Genomic DNA, 18,016 nt, shown 5'->3' with positions numbered 1-18,016 from the left:
TAGATAGGAATTATCAAGCTACTTAGTGGGTTTGTCTTATGTTATGAAGAATAAATCTGATTTTCTATAGAACATCTTTACTAAATGATATACAATATAATTAGTGTATTTTAAAGAATTTTGTCTACGGTAAAATTTTTAAATAGAAATTGGAATCAATTGATACCAAAAATATTGACTGTGGTAGCAGGGAGTGTTATAATAAAGATGAGCAAAGATAATCAGAAAAAACGTATTGAATCTAAAATGGAAGTTCAAACCTATTTAGACCGATTGAAATATGCAATAAAAAGTGGTTCTGTAAGAATTAATTTTCAAAAAAATCGAAAGGTTGATGAGGGAAGAGATAAGAAGTACACGAATCGTTATACCATGGCACAGCTGTTTCCAGATGAAGATGAAGTTGATGCACTAAAAAAGGAGCTCACTTATTTGAGAGGCCACTGAAAAAGTATTATAACGAATCATTATCACATTGAAATTGTGATAATGATTTTTTTTTATTTTTTTTAAATTTCAAAAAGGAGTTTCGCTACTTATGTTGAATTATTATATATAGAATAAAATAGCGAAAGGATTTAATTATGATTAAAGGACAACAAGAATTTATATTAAGTAAATATATGGAACTATATGACATTTTAGTTTCTAAAGATAATTTTTTAAGACAAATTAATGATTTAGTGGATTTTTCATTCGTTTATGACGAATTACTTCCATATTATAGTTTAGATCAAGGGCGTGGTGCTAAAGATCCAATATTAATGTTTAAATATTTACTTTTAAAAACAATTTATAAAATTTCAGACGTAGATGTTGTAAATAGGTCATTAACAGATCTTTCATTTAAGTATTTTTTAAATCTCGCTCCTGAGGAAACTAATTTAATTAATCCTAGTTCATTGACTAAATTTAGAAAATTAAGATTAAAAGATATGAATCTACTTGATTTATTGATTAACAAAACTGTACAGATAGCAATAAAAGAAGGCGTTCTTAAAAGTAAAACTATTATTCTTGATGCAACACATACTAAAGCTAGATATAATCAAAAGTCTGCAAGAGAGGAATTATTAGAACGTGCTAAATTACTTAGAAAAGAAGTCTATGCTATAGATGAATCAGTAAAAGATAAATTTCCAAAAAAAGTGACAAGTGGAATTCTTGAAGATGTTATTGAATACTGCGAAAAATTATCAAATGCTGTATCTTCTTTAGAAAAAATATCACTATTTCCAAAAGTCAAAGAAAGATTAAATTATTTAAAGGAAGGAATAAAAGATGATACCGAAGAGTTAAAACGTTCAAAAGATGAAGACGCAAAAATAGGACATAAAACAGCTGACTCTTCATTTTTTGGATATAAGTCACATCTTGCAATGAGCGATGAACGAATTATAACTGGTGCAGTAATAACAACTGGAGAAAAAGCTGATGGTAAATACTTAAAAGAGTTAGTAGAAAAAAGTGAAAAAGCTGGTATGGAAGTAGAAGAAATATTAGCTGATGCAGCATATTCAGGAAAAGATAATATAGAATTCGCAAAAGAAAAAGAAATAAAATTAATATCAAAATTAAATCCTTCGGTATCAAAAGGAAATAGAAAAAAAGAAGATGAATTTGAATTTAACAAAGATGCAGGTATGTTTATATGTCCAGCGGGTCATATCGCAATTAGAAAAGCAAGGACAGGTAAAAAAAATCAAAGTGCGAATCAAGTAACTACATATTATTTTGATGTAGAAAAATGTAAAAGATGTTCAAAATCTTCTGGATGCTACAAAGAAGGTGCAAAAAGCAAATCGTATTCCGTCACAATTAAATCAGAACTACATAAAAATCAAATAGAATTTGAAAATAGTGAATACTTCAAAAAACGATATAAGGAACGATACAAAATAGAAGCAAAAAATAGCGAAATAAAACATAAACATGGCTATGATGTAGCGACATCGTCAGGTCTATTAGGCATACAAATGCAAGGGGCATTAACAATATTTACAATAAATGTAAAGAGAATATTAACTCTAAAGAAGAAATAATAACTAAAAAAACTTGAATACATAATTTCATTTGTAAAGATATAGAAAAACCACAGAAAAAAATGATATTAAATCAAATTTTCTGTGGTTTTATTTTTATTGATAATAATTATAATAAATAGTGCTTGTTTTTCAGTGGCCTCCTTATTTGACTGTTGAAGAATATATTTAAACAGTAAAAGACATAAGATTTCCAAAGAAATCTGAAATGCGGGTTTTTGGAAAAGAGTATTCAGGTGAAGATGTATATATTAAAATAAGAGTAGAATTAGTAAGTATAGCACATGCTAATGGTGATAGTTTTATTTTGGTGATGTCCTTCCATTTTTCTGAAAGAGATTTTAAAGAATCTGACTTTCCATATAGGAAAAGTTGAGGTGAAGATAATGAAAAAAATTAAAAGTGAAAAGAAGTTATGTTTAATTTGTATGGAAGAGCATGAAGTAGATACAGTAGAAGTGATTGATAATGAAATCTACAAGGGAGAAGAAGTTGAATTCAAATCTATCTATGAATACTGCTTTCATGCAGATGAATATCTAGAAACGGAAGAAATGATCAAGGCAAATAGCCTTTCAATGAAAGATGCATATCGTAAAAAGGTAGGATTATTAACATCGAGTGAGATTATTAATATAAGAGAAAAATATGGTGTAAGTCAGAAAGACTTCTCAGAGATTCTTGATTGGGGAAGGGCAACCATTACAAGATATGAAAATCATCAGGTCCAGGATCGTGCTCATGATGATGTGCTTAGAAAGATTGATTCGGACCCAAAGTGGTTTTTAGATGTAGATAGGCATTTTATTTACTATTATAACACTTATTATTCTTCAAAATAAACAAAGGACCTACATTAAATAATTGACTAAATTTTAATCAGATTATTTAATATAGGCCCTTTTTATGTTATGCTATCATAAAATAATTAAGAAAGGAAAAAAGACAGAAGAGCCCTTCGAAAGTTTCTTCTGCCTTTCTAAATGCTTACGTAAATCCATAGGATTTTCATAAGTAAGACATATATTATGATAACTATTTTTTCTACAATAATCAAGTCTTTTTCACAAAATTCTTATAATACGATGATTGATCATTTACCGTTTCATCGCCTTTCTTGTAGCTGTGGCCAAAAGGGCTGTCTTATTAAACACGCCTATTATAAACGTTTTATTAAAATTTCTGGTAAATTATACGAACTAAAAATTCTAAGATTAATCTGTAAATGTTGTGGTAAAACTGAATCAGTTCTACCAAGTTGGATTGTTCCTTATTCTCAAATATTATTAAAGGATATTATCACAGTTATTCAGACTTATTTAAAAAAATTACCTTTCGAAAATATTATGATCAACAACTTACTTATTGATGAAAGTAACATTAGATATATTATTCGTCAGTTCAATCGGCACTGGAGAGAGCGATTAGCTGTTTTTAAGATACCAATAAATCATAAATTTACAACTATTATGTCTTTTAAAAAATATAATAGACAGTTTATGCAAATTAAAAGCACTTCAAATATTTTATTTAATAACACCCACATAACTTAGTTTTACGCTTACTTTTTAATGATTTATACTCCTAATAAACTTATAAATACAGGAGGATTTTTTAATGAATAACGATGATAAGCAAAAAATTGCACTTTTTAGGTATAGCATTCTTGCTCCATTAATTAGCGGAACATGTGATGATTCGAAATCTAATAAGGCTTTTTTTCGTGATGCCTCTCATAACACTTATACCAATCCGAGGGGCATGGATACTATTATTTCGGCTACAACTATAGAGCGTTGGTACTATAGTTATCAAAAATATGGTTTTGATGGTCTAATGCCTAAAAGGCGTAATGATACAGGTCAATCAAGAAAACTTGATGATGATATGATAGAGCAAATTAACTATCTTAAAAGTGAATATCCAAGAATTCCTGCTACATTAATTCATCAAAAGTTAATTAGTAATGGCACTATTAACAAAGGTGAAATTTCACTTTCAACAATTAATAGATATGTAAATCAATTAAATAAAAATAATCTTTATACCAATAATAAGGATATGAGAAGATATGAGCGTCCTCATATCAATGAAGTATGGTGTGGTGACAGCAGTGTTGGACCTTACTTAATGATTAATAGGAAAAAACATAAAGTGTGGATTATTGCTATGTTAGATGATGCTTCACGTATGATAACTGGTATTGACGTATTTTTTAATGATAATACAGTTAATGTAATGTCTGTACTAAAATCTGCAGTTTCAAAATATGGAAGACCAAAACGACTAAATTTTGATAATGGATCTTCATATAAAAATAAGCAAATCACCTTACTTGCTGCTCGCATTGGTTCAACGCTTAACTACAATCCACCTTATACACCAACTGGAAAAGCTAAGGTAGAAAGGTTCTTTAAAACCCTTAAACAACAGTGGATGAGTGGACTTAACATGAATGATTTTTCATCACTCGAGGATCTTCGTTTATCACTTTTAATATATGTAAAATCTTACAATCAAAAGATTCATAGTTCTTTAAACGGATTATCACCAATGGACCGTTTTTTTAGTGAATCAGCGCTTATCAAAAGATTAAGTGAAGATCATATTTATAAAAGTTTTCTACTTGAAATAGAGCGGCGAGTTTCAACAGATAATGTAGTTGTAATTAATGAAGTGGAATATGAAGTGCATTATAGATTTTCTAAACAAAGAATTACTTTAAGGTATTCACCTGATATGAAAAATATTTTTATATTAGATAAATATACAGGAGATTTAACGCCTATTAAGTTACTAAATAAGCATGAAAATTCTAAAATCAAACGTGAAAAAGTTAAATTAACAGGAGGAAAAAATTAATGGATTATACAAGTCGTTTTGGGTTAGATTTTAACCCATTTATAAAAAATAGTAAAGAAATAATAATTGAAACATCTGAATACAAAGAAACTTTGTTAAGACTTAATATACTACTTGAAACTAGAGGATTTGGTCTTATTACAGGATCACCTGGAAAAGGTAAAACAACTATTATAAGAAGTTGGTCTAAAATACTAAATCCTTCACTTTTTAAGGTTATTTATAGTTCATTATCAACTCTAACTGTAGCTGAATTTTATAAAAATTTAGCTCAGCAATTAGGTTTAGAGCCAATGATGAGAAAAAATGATAATTTTAAGATAATTCAAAATGAAATTACTAGATACGCTGTTGAAAAACGCATAACTCCGGTTATTATTATTGATGAAGCAAATTACATTAATAATGGTATACTAAATGATTTGAAAATTCTTTTCAATTTTGAAATGGATTCAAAAGATCGTGCAGTTGTATTATTAGTTGGACTTCCAAATATAAATAATACTCTTAGATTAGTATCACACGAACCGCTAAGACAAAGAATAACTATGAATTATCATTTAGATGGACTAAATAAAGAAGAAGCTAGAAGCTATATAAAAAATAAACTCATCGGAGCTAATTGTCATGTAAATATTTTTAGTGAAGGAGCCTTAGAAGGCATAATTAACTCTTCAAATGGTATACCAAGAATTATTAATAAAATATGTAATGCATGCTTATTAATAGGTAATAATCAAAATATTACAGATATTAATAACGATATTGTAATGATGGCGGTTAATGAAACTGAATTAGGATAAAAAATAATAAAACTATGATTTAGTTATTTAATCATGGTTTTATTTCATTTTAAAACACATTATTTAACATGAATAAGCTACATCAATAAATTTGAATATGCTATTTTTTTAGCTATTTTTAACGTAATTTAATTTGAAGAATCCAACATCAAATAATTTGACAATCAACATTTAGAGATGCTGAAACGAGCTAAAGATCGTATTAAAGAAAAGGCATTTAACAAATACTACCATGAAGCTAGTGTTCAATATATGAAAAAAAGAAATCAATATTTAATTGATTCAATACAGGCTATATATGCAGATTTTGAAGATGATATTATCACCGGAAGAGTAAAGCTTAACCTTAATAAGGTTGTAGAGATGATTAACTATCTTGCGGCAAATGTAGTCAGTCTTCATAAAGTAAAGCTTATGAAAATGCTTTGGTATTCTGATAATCTTCACTTTAAGAGATATGGATCATCTATTAGTGGCTTAGCTTATAATGCATTACCGATGGGAGCTGTACCGGAAGGTTATGATCAGATTGTTATGTTGGATGGGGTTGTTTTTGACACCGTATCTTATGGGGAGTACATCGGTTATAAGTTTAAACCGACTCCAGGATTTGAAATTAAAGAACTAACTCAATCAGAAATTGAAGCATTAGATTCAATTATATCTGAATTTGGGAATATGAGAACGGATGAAATCGTAGAGAAAATGCATGATGAGGAAGCTTACAAATGTACTGATAGTAATTGTATCATCTCATTTTCTTTTGCTGAGAAACTAACCATAAATTAATCTAAACTCTAAAGCTCATCATATAAATGGTTGTTCACTTCAAAAACTAATTCGAAGCATTTTTGATGCTAAAATTAGCAATAAAACATCAAAAGAATTGAAAAACATTACGGGTACCAGGTACATAAACGGTAGTAACTCGAAAATCAAATTTATAACGCAGTAATTGCAAGGCGTTTAGAATTTTAAAAAAAGTTATTACCTAAAGTGTACCTGGCACCAAAACGGAAATAAGAGAAGTTGAATTTTAGAGTGAGTGTTGTACTGTAGTAATTTCAATGTGTGTAGATTTAGTTAAATAAAATTAATTAATGAATAAATGTGGAAGTAACTTTTTCTGCATTTATTTTTTTGAATAGGTTGTTAATACTACATTTAGGGAGGAGTTAATTTTATAAAAAATCATCAAATTCAGATGAAAGGAATAAAGAATATTTTTGACAATAAGTATATACAGGTATATACTAAACTTAAATAGAGGATTAAAATAATTAAAAAGAGGTGTTATAAATGAATACTAATTTATCTAAATGGGGTAATAGTGCAGCTATTCGTATACCAAAGGCAATATTAGAAGAATTGAATATTGATAGTAATAATTTTGAAAAAATAAGTTTTAATATGGATGTAGAAGGAAATAAACTTATATTAAATAAGAAACAAGCAAAAACTAAATTTGAACTTTTGGCAGAAAAGTCCAAAGGTGAAAAAACAAATCCTAAAGATAGTATTGATTGGGGTAATAATGTTGGAAAAGAATTGTGGTAAATATTATGACAAAATTAAATAAAAATGATTATAATAATTTAGAAATGGGAGATATAATAAAGATTAATTTTTCGCCATCAAAAGGTCATGAACAGAAAGGTTATAGACCAGGACTTGTAATATCAGATCCTATTACTCAGAAAGAATTAAATGGTATAGTAACAGTAGTACCAATAACAAATTCAACAAGTACATTTTTTACTAGAGTAAATTTGAACGAATATAATATTAAAACTAAAGGGAATATATTAATGGATCAAATTAAGGTTTTAGATTTAAGTGAAAGAGAATATGAATTTATAGAAAAAATTCCCAAAGAAATATTGAAAAAATGTAATGTTATATTTAATGCTATATATGAAAAATTACTTGAATTATAAATTTTAAAAAAGTTATTACCTAAAGTGTACGTGGACCAAAACGGAAATAAGAGAAGTTGAATTTTGGAATGGTTGTTAATACTATATTTAGGAAATAGTTGAATTAAAATAATGTCATTATTAGATTATCAGAAACAGGTGTTAACATGAAAATTAGTAGTCCCAGGCAACTTAAGAGAGTTTGTGTTTCCCAATTATGAAATTAAATTGATTTTGGGAAAAGGAATGGTATAATGTTCATGAAGGCGGTGATACAATGAAGTTAATAGATAGAGAAAGTTATTTAAATAGGTTAATAAGTTTAAAAGGGACACCTGATATAAAAGTAATTACTGGTGTAAGACGTTCTGGAAAGTCGAAACTATTGGAAGAATATATTGGTTGGATTGAAGAGAATGAGTTGGGTTCTAATATTATTTATATAGATCTTACAAATTTGAAGTTTGAGGGACTTAAAGAATATCATGTATTAAACGATTATATTGAAGATAGATATGATAAAAAGAAAGAAAACTATGTATTTATTGATGAAGTACAAATGTGTGAGCAGTTTGAATTGACTATAAATAGCTTGTATTCTACTGAGAAATACGATATTTGTGTTACCGGATCCAATGCATTCTTATTGAGTAGTGATTTAGCGACATTATTTACAGGTCGTACTTATGAAATAGAAATATTTCCGTTTTCGTTTTCTGAATATCTGAGATATTATAAAATGACAGATATTCAAACGGCATTTGATCGATACATGAAAGAAGGTGGAATGTCAGGTTCATATTTATATAAAAATCAGGAAGATAAGTATAAGTATCTTGCGGATATATTTGACACGTTAATTTTACGGGATATTAGGCAAAAGTACAAAATTAGAAATATTGTTCTAATGGATAAAATTGCTGAATTTATGATGGATAATATTTCAAATTTGACATCATTAAGAAAGATAGCAGATACTCTTACAAAAAATGTGAATAGAATTAATCATAAGACAGTTGGTTCATATCTTGATTATCTATGTAATGCATTTGCCTTTTATAAGGTTAGAAGATATGACATTCGTGGGAAAAAATATTTAGCATCTAGTGAAAAGTATTATCTGAGTGATCATGCATTTCGGTATGCTAAGTTAGGAACTAGAAATCTTGATTATGGTAGAGTGATTGAAAATATAGTTGCACTTGAATTAATGAGAAGAGGTTATGAAATCTATGTAGGTGTGCTATATAAAAAAGAAATTGACTTTGTTGTAGTCAAGCAGAATGAAAAGATATATATTCAAGTGTCTGATGATATTTCTAATGAAAAGACTTTTGCGCGAGAAGTTGATTCCTTACTTAAAATAAAAGACGCATATCCTAAGCTGTTAATTGCAAGAACAAGACACGAACAGTATCAATATGAGGGAATTCGGGTTATAGACGTAGCTGAATGGTTAAGTAATACGGGTACCAGGTACATAAACGGTAGTAACTCGAAAATTTAATTTATAACGCAGTAATAGCAAGGTGCTTAGAGATTCAAAAAAAGTTATTACCAAAAGTGTACCTGGCACCAAAACGGAAATATTACTGAATAATTTAATTTGAAACTAATTGGTGTTATTAAAACGCAAATCTACAATGTAGTTGAATAGAATTAATTGATGAATAAATGTGGAAGTAACTTTTTCTGCATTTGTTTTGTTTTTGAAATGTATCGTTATTGTGATATAATATGTATATAGTCTAGGAGGTGCAAATATGCCAGTAATAAGACCAAGTTCTGATTTGAGAAATAAGTATAGTGAGGTATCTAAGTTTTGTCATGAATACGATGAACCAGTTTATATTACTAAAAATGGTAAAGGTGATTTAGCAGTTTTGAGTATTGAAGCATATGAAAAATTGGTAGGTAAGTTTGAATTACGTAAGTTACTGATGGAAGCAGAAGAAGATATTAGAGATGGAAGAGTTACTGATTTAGATCAAGCTTTTAATAAAATAAAAGAGAGCTATTAATATGGATTTGTATAAAATTAAGTTAACTGATAAAGCACAGAAAGATATTATTGAAATAGCTAAGTATATATCTGAAGAACTTTTTGATAAGGCTGCTGCTAATGATCATGTAGATGAAATCTATAGAGTTATAGTTGATTTATCTAATATGCCTAAGCGGCATAAATTAATAATAGATGAAGATTTTATTATTCCATGCGGGATGAGACGAGTAGGAGTAAAAAACTATAATATATTTTACACATGTGAGGATGAACGTTTAATTGTTTATATTTGGAGAATCTTATATAACAAGTGGATATGGCAGAATCTATTGTAATTTGAAATTACGGGTAAAATTACGGGTACCAGGGAAACCTCCGAAAAAAGAAGGAACAGGAATCCCGGGTACCCTGTCCACTTCAAAAACTAATCCGAAGCATTTTTGATGCTAAAATTAGCAATAAAACATCAAAAAAAGTTCTTAATAAATTTAAAAATCCATTTTAGTAGTTTGAGATTTTAAGAAACATAATTTTAGGCATAGTAAAAAGATCTATGAGGTATAGGTTAATTATCAATATGTTAGAAAATAATCTTTATATCATTTTTATTAAATAGTTCGATACCTTAAGCTATTTTTTTATAAGTGTGATATAGACCGTTTAAAACAGATGTTTTCTTTAACTTGCAAGTTTCAATTTTTGTTGGCAAATATGTAGACTGAGGGATGGGTGTTTTACAGTTAATAACCTGCTGAGTTATCTGCAGAAGAATTTTTTTAAGGGTGACGAAGAAAAGGCAGAATGGCTATGTGAAGATATCCATGGATTTTGTGAATTTGGACTTGATATGCAAACTATATTAGATGCATTTATCGGTAGAAATATTAGCTTTAAAGATATGAACCAAGTCAATGAAGTAATTCGGCTTGTTACGGATCTTTCTAATAATATTAGACTTTGGGAAAATAATGGTTATACTCCAAAAGAGATATTTGAGAAGTTTGAAATGCCAAACTTAAAGCCACTTCCAGATAAGCCTTTTAGTGTTAAGAAAAACAAGATTGGTAGAAATGATCCATGTCCTTGTGGGAGTGGTAAGAAATATAAGAAGTGCTGCTTGGGGAAAGAATAAAATTGAACGAGATGAAAAGAAGACTATGATTTGCAGTTTTACAAGCTGTTTATCATGGTCTTTTTTTATGAACTTTTCTTGCTATAGCTATAAAAAATTAATCAGTTAAAATTACGGGTACCAGATACATAAACGGTAGTAACTCGAACATCAAATTTATAACGCAGTAATTGCAAGGCGTTTAGAATTTTAAAAAAAGTTATTACCTAAAGTGAACGTGGCACCAAAACGGAAATAAGAGAAGTTTTGGTATTTTAGATCCAAATATTGAAGAAAACACGAATCGTCATGTTGCAGATATTATTAAATATATTAAAGCTTCAAAGTACGGGAAAAAGCGACTTAATGAGTTACCTATTTCAAGCAGATTGTTAAAAGAGATTCATGAAGATGCAATTAAAACGATTCGAGAACTTGAAGAATTACATGAGAAAAGCTTCAACAGCATAGAGAAAATAGGTAGAGCTTCTAAAACAGTAAGACGGTTTTTGAGGTATCTTGAAGGCAATCCGATTATAGAAATTAAAAAAACATTGGTAGAGAAGGAATTATTAAAAATTTAAAGGGAAAAGAATGTAAAGTAGAAGAAATCTTAAATGGAGAATATTTTGAAGATAATAAAGGAACAACTTTGAGGAATATTGTAAATATGATTTCAAGTAAACAGAAACTTATAATGAGATCTTTTAATTTAGAAGAAGAATTTATAGATATTGATGATTTCATTTCAGCAGCTATTATTAGTAAAACTGAAATTTGGATAAAAAAATCAAAAAAAGAAAAGTCAAGAATAATTAAAGAAAAAAATTTACTTGATTTATTTGATGTGGATATATTTTAACGATGCCCAGCATAGACCAAAATGATCTATAAATATGTTTTATCAGATAAAATCAAGTAATTATTAGAAATTTAAGCTAGTCTAATGAACCCTATCTTTACAATACCGTTACAAGCTACTTTCATTTGTGCAATTATTTTCTATTTTTTGTTATAATAAAGTGATATGAAAATAAAGGATGGTGGAGTATGTATAAAAAGAGTATTTCTTTAACGATGATTTTAATGTTGCTTCTAACTTTTTCAGCATTTACATTTGCGAGTAAAACTACGGGTGATGAAGCTATTGACCTTAATAGACTTAATTTACTTAGGGGCGATGGCAACAGTTATAATCTAGATGGCAAGCTTAAAAGAAGTGAAGCTGCAGCCTTTATTGTTAGACTTTTAGGAGTTGAAAATGAAGTCTTAGGCAATAAATACAAGTATATTAATACAGGATTTGCAGATGTTGATTCTGCACTTTGGTATGCTCCGTATATTGGATATTGCAAAGCTAATGGTATTATTAATGGATTTCCTGATGGAGAGTTTAAGCCTGATAACAATCTGAGTGAAAAAGCATTTTTTACTATGACACTTAAGGCGCTAGGTTATACGGACTTTGATTGGAATAACGTTAATTCAAAGGCATATGATGTAGGTCTTATTAAGGACATTACTTATGCAGTTAAAACTGATGACAATACAAATTATTTAAGAGGGAACGTTGTAGATGTTTTATATAATTCTCTTAAAATTAATATCAAAGGTACATATAAAACTGCAATTGATAGATTAATTGATAATAATGTTGTTTCATCGTCTCTTGCAAGTGATTTAAATTTACTAAAGGTAGATACTTTAAAGACAAAGATAGTTAGTGTTAAAGCAAAGTCTTTAAATAATATTGAAATTGTTTTAAATGAAAAACTTTCAAAACTTGAAAAGGATCAGATTTTAGTATATGAAAAAGGCAACAAGGAAAAAACTTTAGATATTAAGTCTATTAAACTTAGTGATAAAACTATTAGTATAGAAACTTCTAGTCAAGAAAAAGATAAAGACTATTTAGTAGATTTATCAAATATTGTTGATATAGATACTAATATTGTAAAACTTATTTCTTCTGAGTTTACAGCTTACAGTGCTCCTATAGTTAAGTCTGATTATTTTAAAATTAGTAAAGTTGAAGCTATTAGTAAAAGTCAAATTGATGTTTACTTTACTCAGCCTATTAATATTAATGCTGAGCTTCCTTTATACTATTCTCTTTATCAAGATGGTAAAGAAATTGTGGATGGTACTTTTAAAAACATTTCTTCTTCTGTACTTGGCTCGGTTAAAAGTGGCGTAAGTATTAGATTAAAAAATAAATTTATGACTTCTGGCACTCCTTATGTGTTAAAAATTAAGGGTGATTTAGCGAGTGTGTATGGAACAAAGCTTGATAGTGGTGATGGAGAAGAATTTTCTTTTATAGGTAATGGAAATGAGAATACAAGCTTAAAAATTATTTCTGTTAAACCTATTAGTAAAAATTATGTAAGAATTTTGTTTAATGAAGATGTAGATAAGACTTCAGCTATGAATTCTTCTAATTATAGTTTAAAGGATTTGAAAAATAATATTGTTTATTCTTCAGCTTTTGATGTAGTTATGGATGGTATAGGTGAAGCTAGTAAAAGACAAGTTGATGTTAAATGGCTTTCTTTTATTAAAGATAGGGAATATGAAATGACTATAGATGGTGTTACGGATAGATTTGGTGCTTCAACTATTGAAGAAGAAAAGCATGGATTTGCTGTTTCTTCAACTGAAAGTGATCCTATATCTATAGACTATGCTAGTGCTGTTAATAGAAGTAAAATTTTAGTTTATTTTAATAGACCAGTTCTTTCGTCTTCAGTAAACCTTAGTATTGCAGGTGTAAGTAAAAAAACAGCTTTATTTGATGCTTCAAAACCTTATTTACTCACTATTTATTTAAGTAGTCCGATAAGTTCGTCATCGGATACCAATATTAGTATTGTGAGTGGTATTAAAGATAGTTATGGTGTTTCTCAGTCTGGAACATTGACATATGTTATTAAGAAAACATCAAGTGAATTTGGTAATATTAGTGCTATAGATGCTAGATTTATTTCTGAAGATAAAGTTAAAGTTAGCTTTAGTGAAGAAATTTACAATTCTATTAATTCATCACAGTTTAAGCTTTCATATACTGATAAAGATGATCACAAGCAGTATATTAATGCAAATTCTGTTCATGTTTACAATAATAAAGAAGCTATAGTAACATTTACAGGTGCTTCTTCTAATGAAAACTATAAAATTGAGATTACAAATTTAAAAGATTATTCGAATCAATTTACTACAAGTAGTATTGAAAGATCTGTATTTAGAGAAAAATAATTTTAGAATTTACTAGTTAAAATAAAGAAAAAGTAATATACAATTAAATAATTTTATTTATAAAAGAGTTAAACTTTATGTTTAACTCTTTTATAGTATAATAGGTATTAAGTCTAGTAAACTTGGATATGGCAAATAATGAAAAATACGAGGTTAATATGAATAAAAAATCAAAGATTTATATAATAATTTCTTGGACTTTAGTTTTATTATGGATGGGAGTAATTTTTGCATTTTCTTCTCAGCTAGCTACTGATTCAGGACATTTAAGTAATGGTATTACTAAATTTATAATAGGTATAATTAAAAAAATACTTCCAGGCGATAGTTTTGATATTAGATTGTTTGAACATTATGTAAGAAAACTAGCTCATTTCACTGTGTATTTTGTTTTAGGTATTTTTACTATGAACGCATTTTCTACTATAAAAATTAAGGGAAAAAAACAAATTGTATATGTGTTAGTCTTATGTGCTTTATATGCACTGACAGATGAATTTCATCAAATATTTGTGCCCGGAAGAGGTCCTGCTATTAAAGATGTTTTAATTGATACAGGGGGCGCAGGTTTTGGAATCTTAGTCTATATTATAATCTACAAAATTATGATATTAAAGGCTAGGCCGAAAATTATGTAATACGAGTACTTTAAAAATTGATACATAATTAACTTTGTTTTATGCATTGTTTTATAGGGTAAAATGATAAGGGGTAGTGCAAAATTCAATATAATTTTAAAGGGGGAAGCTAAATGAAAAGGGTGTTAATACTAATGTTTTTAATTTCTATTTTTATATTTTCGTCTAGCATATCATTTGCTTTAGTTGGGGATGATTTTATAGGTGTTTATTCGGGATCGATGTATGTGACAAATGTAGATGAAAACATGGTTGAAAAAAATCTAAGCGCAGATGATTTAAATGGAGTGTTTACAGTAGAGCAATTGGTAGAGGGTTTAAAAGGTACCTATACGAGGAATCTTATATATGTTGAAATTAAAAAAAGTAATGGCAAATATCATATAACATTAGAAGACCAAGCTTATTTGAACAAAGAAACCTATGAAGCGGTTATAAGTAATAATAAGTTAGTTTTTAAAATTCCTGAACAATATACAGATAAAACAGCTGTTTATTGCGATTTAGTGAAAAAAAATGATGATGTTTTACTAGGTAGTTTTCGTACGCTTGGAACTTTAGGTGATGAGGCTATCGGGAAATTTTATTTGAAATTAGGTAAAAATCATGAGGGAGAAGGAATTGTTGATTTAACGAAAACAGAAAGTGATAGCTCAGATAATAGTTCAGTGGATACAAAAGAAAAAAACTCTAAAGACGATGAAATTATGGTTGATATGTACGGTAATCCTATTACAGGAATAGAAGTTACAACTCATGATCAATATGGCAATCCTCTTCTTGATGAAAATGGAAAACCTATAAATGGTAAAGAAATTACTTCAAGTACAGGCTTAGATTCTTCAAAGGATAATACAAATACAAAGGATGAAAAAGCTAAAGTAGATACTAAAAGTTCAAGTAGTGATGTAGATTCTTCTAGTACTGATTCATTAGATATTAGCCTAACAAAAGAAGAAGAAGCTATTTTAGATGAAGCAAGCCAAGATGATTTTAGTATGGTTAGTGATATTAATTTTTATTTTACAATTGATGGAGAAATTCAAAACAATTACGGTGAAGGTGAAGAAGAAGTTACTAATAAAACTGAAAAAAACTTAGAAGATATAGTTAATAAGAATAAAGATATTATTTTAAAGAAATCAATTGATGGAAGTGTTAAAATTGAAAAAAATGAAGACTCTTTAAGTTATTCTGATAGAAAAAAGCTTATTGATTTTTCTTCAGATGTTTATAGTATGGTTGATAGTAAGGTGAAACTTGCAGATAAAATAGGTAGCGTGCCAGCTGATTATTTTAAAGGACTTGGACTTGATTGGGTTAAAAATGAGATTACCACTAAAGAAGATAAAATTAAAGAAACTGAAGATAAGTTAAAAATGACTAGAGATGAAGCTAGAGGATATAATGACTTTAATGGATATGAAGAAAAAGAAGAAACGTTTTCTGTTGTTAAGGAATATGTTTTAAAGAATGCTGGTTTTGCTGGGAAAATGGTTCAAGATCAGTTAGATAAACTTGCAAATGCAAAGAAAAAAGCTCTTGGAAAAGCGGCTGCAAGAGAGTATAGGATTTTTTCTGATACCTATATTGAGTCAAGAAAAAAAATGTCCAATAAAGAAGCTGTAAAAGCAGCATATGAAAAGATAAGAGATACAGGAGAAGATGCTTTAGTTTCTGGAGATGATTATATAACTTTTAGTGATGGAAAAAGCAATTTTTTTAAGGAACCAATTAAATTTATGTCATATAAAATTTTAAATCAAGATTCTAAAGCTCTAACTTATAGAGAAAGGGCTGCAACTTATATATACTACTTAAAATCTGATAAAATTTATTTTAAAGAAGGTGGTGCAAAATGAAAATAGATAATAAATTAAAGTTAAAATTTGTTTTAATTATACTTATTTTTGTTTTAAGTATAGGCGCTTCTTTTGCTGAAGTAAATCCAGAAGGTGCTATTGAAGATACACTTAAGCAGTACGAATATTTAGACAAGGTGGATGCACATTTTGACGGAAATGATCTTACACTTAAACTTGATTTAAATTATTTTGATAAAGAGACTTTATATAATATGGTAGATCTTATTGATACTGTATATTCTATGATGCTTATAGATAATCTTACATTAAAACTTTATGATAACTATCTTCCATATATGGATATAGTTATTTCAGCTAGTGATATTAAAGATTACGAAGATAGTAAAATTGACGACAATGAATTTATTGAAACTTTTATAATTAAAGATACTAGGAGTACAGAGAAAAAACTTTATGATGATTTAAGTGTTTTTGATTCCTATATTGATGGTATCTTTGTAGATAAAAATGAAGTGAAACTAAATGTAGAATATGTTGGAAAATACGAAGAAATTATGAATGAATACTATGCAATGACTTTGATTTCGCTTGAAGATGCTCCTTGGATATCAAATGTTACTATTAATTATGTAGACGGTAGTGGAAATTTACTTATGAGGATTTCTACTAGATCAAAAGACATAGTAGATGTTATTAATGGAGATATTTCAAAAAAAGATTTTTTAAATAATTTAGATATGGCTACAGGAAGTAAGTTAGAAGATTTAGTGAAAGAGAATGCAGATTTAATAAAGAATATGTCAATAAGTAGTAGTAATGCTAGTAGTGTAGAATCAGATTCATCTTCTAGTGATAAATCAGATTCTGTTATAGAAACAGACACAAAACCAGAAGCGAGTACAAATACTAAAAATAGTAATGATAATAATACTTCAAAAGTAAATACAAATGATACTAATTTTAAGAAATATAATGTAGCTGATGCAAAAATTGTAGATACTCTTATTAGCGGAGGCGTTTCTAATATTTATGAGCTTCAAGTAGACCAAGATGGGGAATATGATTTTAATGTTAATAATGCTGAAAAAGTGCCTCTTTCTTTTGTTATAGCAGATAAAGATTTACTTACAGTAAAAGACAATAAATTTGAAAGCGGATATTCTGATTATGTATATGTTGATTTAAAAGCTAATCAAACTTATTATTTATTAGTGATGCCTAAAAATAATGAAGACTATGGAAAAGAATTTAATTTGTCTATTAATAAATCTGCTAGCATTATGGGATTTTTAATTGGATTTTTATTAGTAATTGCATTAATTATTTTTGGAATTGTTATGTTAGTTAAAAAAATTAGAAAAAAGTAGAATGAGTAGGTTGAAGTAATAATTAAGAGCCGCGAATAAATGTGGAAGAAGCTTTTTTTGAACATGTCATAGCGATGATTCATGGGGAAATTGATATAAAGTAAAGAGTCTTATCTTTTTTTGATAAGACTCTTTACTTTATGAATTTTATTAGCTTTATAAAGGTACATCTTTTTATATATTCCTTTAAT

The 18,016-nt window shown here is 28.0% G+C and carries 20 protein-coding genes; all 20 read left to right on the top strand.

The window, feature by feature from the left end:
- The first annotated feature begins 120 nt into the window (after positions 1-120).
- Positions 121-447: a hypothetical protein gene (locus tag AACH12_RS13595; protein ID WP_338535918.1), complete on the top strand. Its 327-nt coding sequence runs from the start codon at positions 121-123 to the stop codon at positions 445-447.
- Between the two features lie 137 nt (positions 448-584).
- Positions 585-2,042: an IS1182 family transposase gene (locus AACH12_RS13590; RefSeq protein ID WP_338535917.1), complete on the top strand. Its 1,458-nt coding sequence runs from the start codon at positions 585-587 to the stop codon at positions 2,040-2,042.
- Positions 2,043-2,250: 208 nt separating this feature from the next.
- Positions 2,251-2,418: a hypothetical protein gene (locus AACH12_RS13585; RefSeq protein ID WP_338535916.1), complete on the top strand. Its 168-nt coding sequence runs from the start codon at positions 2,251-2,253 to the stop codon at positions 2,416-2,418.
- A gap of 10 nt (positions 2,419-2,428) precedes the next feature.
- Positions 2,429-2,884, top strand: a complete 456-nt coding sequence (locus AACH12_RS13580; RefSeq protein ID WP_338535915.1) for a type II toxin-antitoxin system MqsA family antitoxin — start codon at positions 2,429-2,431, stop codon at positions 2,882-2,884.
- Between the two features lie 243 nt (positions 2,885-3,127).
- Positions 3,128-3,595 (top strand): DUF6431 domain-containing protein, encoded by a 468-nt coding sequence (locus tag AACH12_RS13575; RefSeq protein WP_338534917.1) that lies wholly within the window; start codon positions 3,128-3,130, stop codon positions 3,593-3,595.
- A 64-nt stretch (positions 3,596-3,659) separates the two neighbouring features.
- Positions 3,660-4,904 carry a DDE-type integrase/transposase/recombinase gene (locus AACH12_RS13570; protein ID WP_338534918.1) on the top strand — a complete coding sequence of 415 codons (1,245 nt, stop codon included), beginning with the start codon at positions 3,660-3,662 and terminating at the stop codon, positions 4,902-4,904.
- On the top strand, positions 4,904-5,707 hold the full coding sequence (locus AACH12_RS13565) for an ExeA family protein (RefSeq protein ID WP_338534919.1): 804 nt from the start codon (positions 4,904-4,906) through the stop codon (positions 5,705-5,707). The genes AACH12_RS13570 and AACH12_RS13565 overlap by 1 nt, the downstream gene beginning before the upstream one ends.
- A 177-nt stretch (positions 5,708-5,884) precedes the next feature.
- Positions 5,885-6,496 carry a Panacea domain-containing protein gene (locus AACH12_RS13560; protein ID WP_338535914.1) on the top strand — a complete coding sequence of 204 codons (612 nt, stop codon included), beginning with the start codon at positions 5,885-5,887 and terminating at the stop codon, positions 6,494-6,496.
- 510 nt (positions 6,497-7,006) lie between these two features.
- Positions 7,007-7,264 (top strand): AbrB/MazE/SpoVT family DNA-binding domain-containing protein, encoded by a 258-nt coding sequence (locus AACH12_RS13555; protein ID WP_338535913.1) that lies wholly within the window; start codon positions 7,007-7,009, stop codon positions 7,262-7,264.
- Between the two features lie 5 nt (positions 7,265-7,269).
- On the top strand, positions 7,270-7,644 hold the full coding sequence (locus AACH12_RS13550; protein WP_338535912.1) for a type II toxin-antitoxin system PemK/MazF family toxin: 375 nt from the start codon (positions 7,270-7,272) through the stop codon (positions 7,642-7,644).
- A gap of 256 nt (positions 7,645-7,900) precedes the next feature.
- Complete coding sequence (locus tag AACH12_RS13545) at positions 7,901-9,130, top strand: ATP-binding protein (RefSeq protein ID WP_338535911.1); 1,230 nt, start codon at positions 7,901-7,903, stop codon at positions 9,128-9,130.
- Positions 9,131-9,386: 256 nt separating this feature from the next.
- Complete coding sequence (locus tag AACH12_RS13540) at positions 9,387-9,644, top strand: type II toxin-antitoxin system Phd/YefM family antitoxin (protein ID WP_338535910.1); 258 nt, start codon at positions 9,387-9,389, stop codon at positions 9,642-9,644.
- A gap of 1 nt (position 9,645) precedes the next feature.
- Entirely contained in the window at positions 9,646-9,963 is a 318-nt protein-coding gene (locus tag AACH12_RS13535) for a type II toxin-antitoxin system RelE/ParE family toxin (protein WP_338535909.1), read from the top strand.
- Between the two features lie 512 nt (positions 9,964-10,475).
- On the top strand, positions 10,476-10,760 hold the full coding sequence (locus AACH12_RS13530) for an SEC-C metal-binding domain-containing protein (RefSeq protein WP_338535908.1): 285 nt from the start codon (positions 10,476-10,478) through the stop codon (positions 10,758-10,760).
- Between the two features lie 368 nt (positions 10,761-11,128).
- On the top strand, positions 11,129-11,323 hold the full coding sequence (locus AACH12_RS13525) for a hypothetical protein (RefSeq protein WP_338535907.1): 195 nt from the start codon (positions 11,129-11,131) through the stop codon (positions 11,321-11,323).
- Between the two features lie 86 nt (positions 11,324-11,409).
- The gene (locus tag AACH12_RS13520; protein WP_338535906.1) at positions 11,410-11,601 is read left to right on the top strand and encodes a hypothetical protein; all 192 of its coding nucleotides are present in this window, start codon (positions 11,410-11,412) and stop codon (positions 11,599-11,601) included.
- Positions 11,602-11,789: 188 nt separating this feature from the next.
- Positions 11,790-13,994, top strand: coding sequence for an S-layer homology domain-containing protein (locus tag AACH12_RS13515; RefSeq protein ID WP_338535905.1), 2,205 nt, complete (start codon positions 11,790-11,792; stop codon positions 13,992-13,994).
- Between the two features lie 158 nt (positions 13,995-14,152).
- Positions 14,153-14,632 (top strand): VanZ family protein, encoded by a 480-nt coding sequence (locus AACH12_RS13510; protein WP_338535904.1) that lies wholly within the window; start codon positions 14,153-14,155, stop codon positions 14,630-14,632.
- Between the two features lie 113 nt (positions 14,633-14,745).
- Entirely contained in the window at positions 14,746-16,494 is a 1,749-nt protein-coding gene (locus tag AACH12_RS13505; RefSeq protein ID WP_338535903.1) for a hypothetical protein, read from the top strand.
- On the top strand, positions 16,491-17,825 hold the full coding sequence (locus AACH12_RS13500) for a hypothetical protein (protein WP_338535902.1): 1,335 nt from the start codon (positions 16,491-16,493) through the stop codon (positions 17,823-17,825). Before AACH12_RS13505 ends, AACH12_RS13500 begins: the two co-directional genes overlap by 4 nt.
- The last annotated feature ends 191 nt before the right edge of the window (positions 17,826-18,016 follow it).

It is taken from the genome of Helicovermis profundi (assembly GCF_033097505.1).
In the GTDB taxonomy this organism is placed as follows: Bacteria; Bacillota; Clostridia; order Peptostreptococcales; family Acidaminobacteraceae; genus Helicovermis; species Helicovermis profundi.
This window is presented reverse-complemented; position numbering and strand designations above follow the sequence as displayed.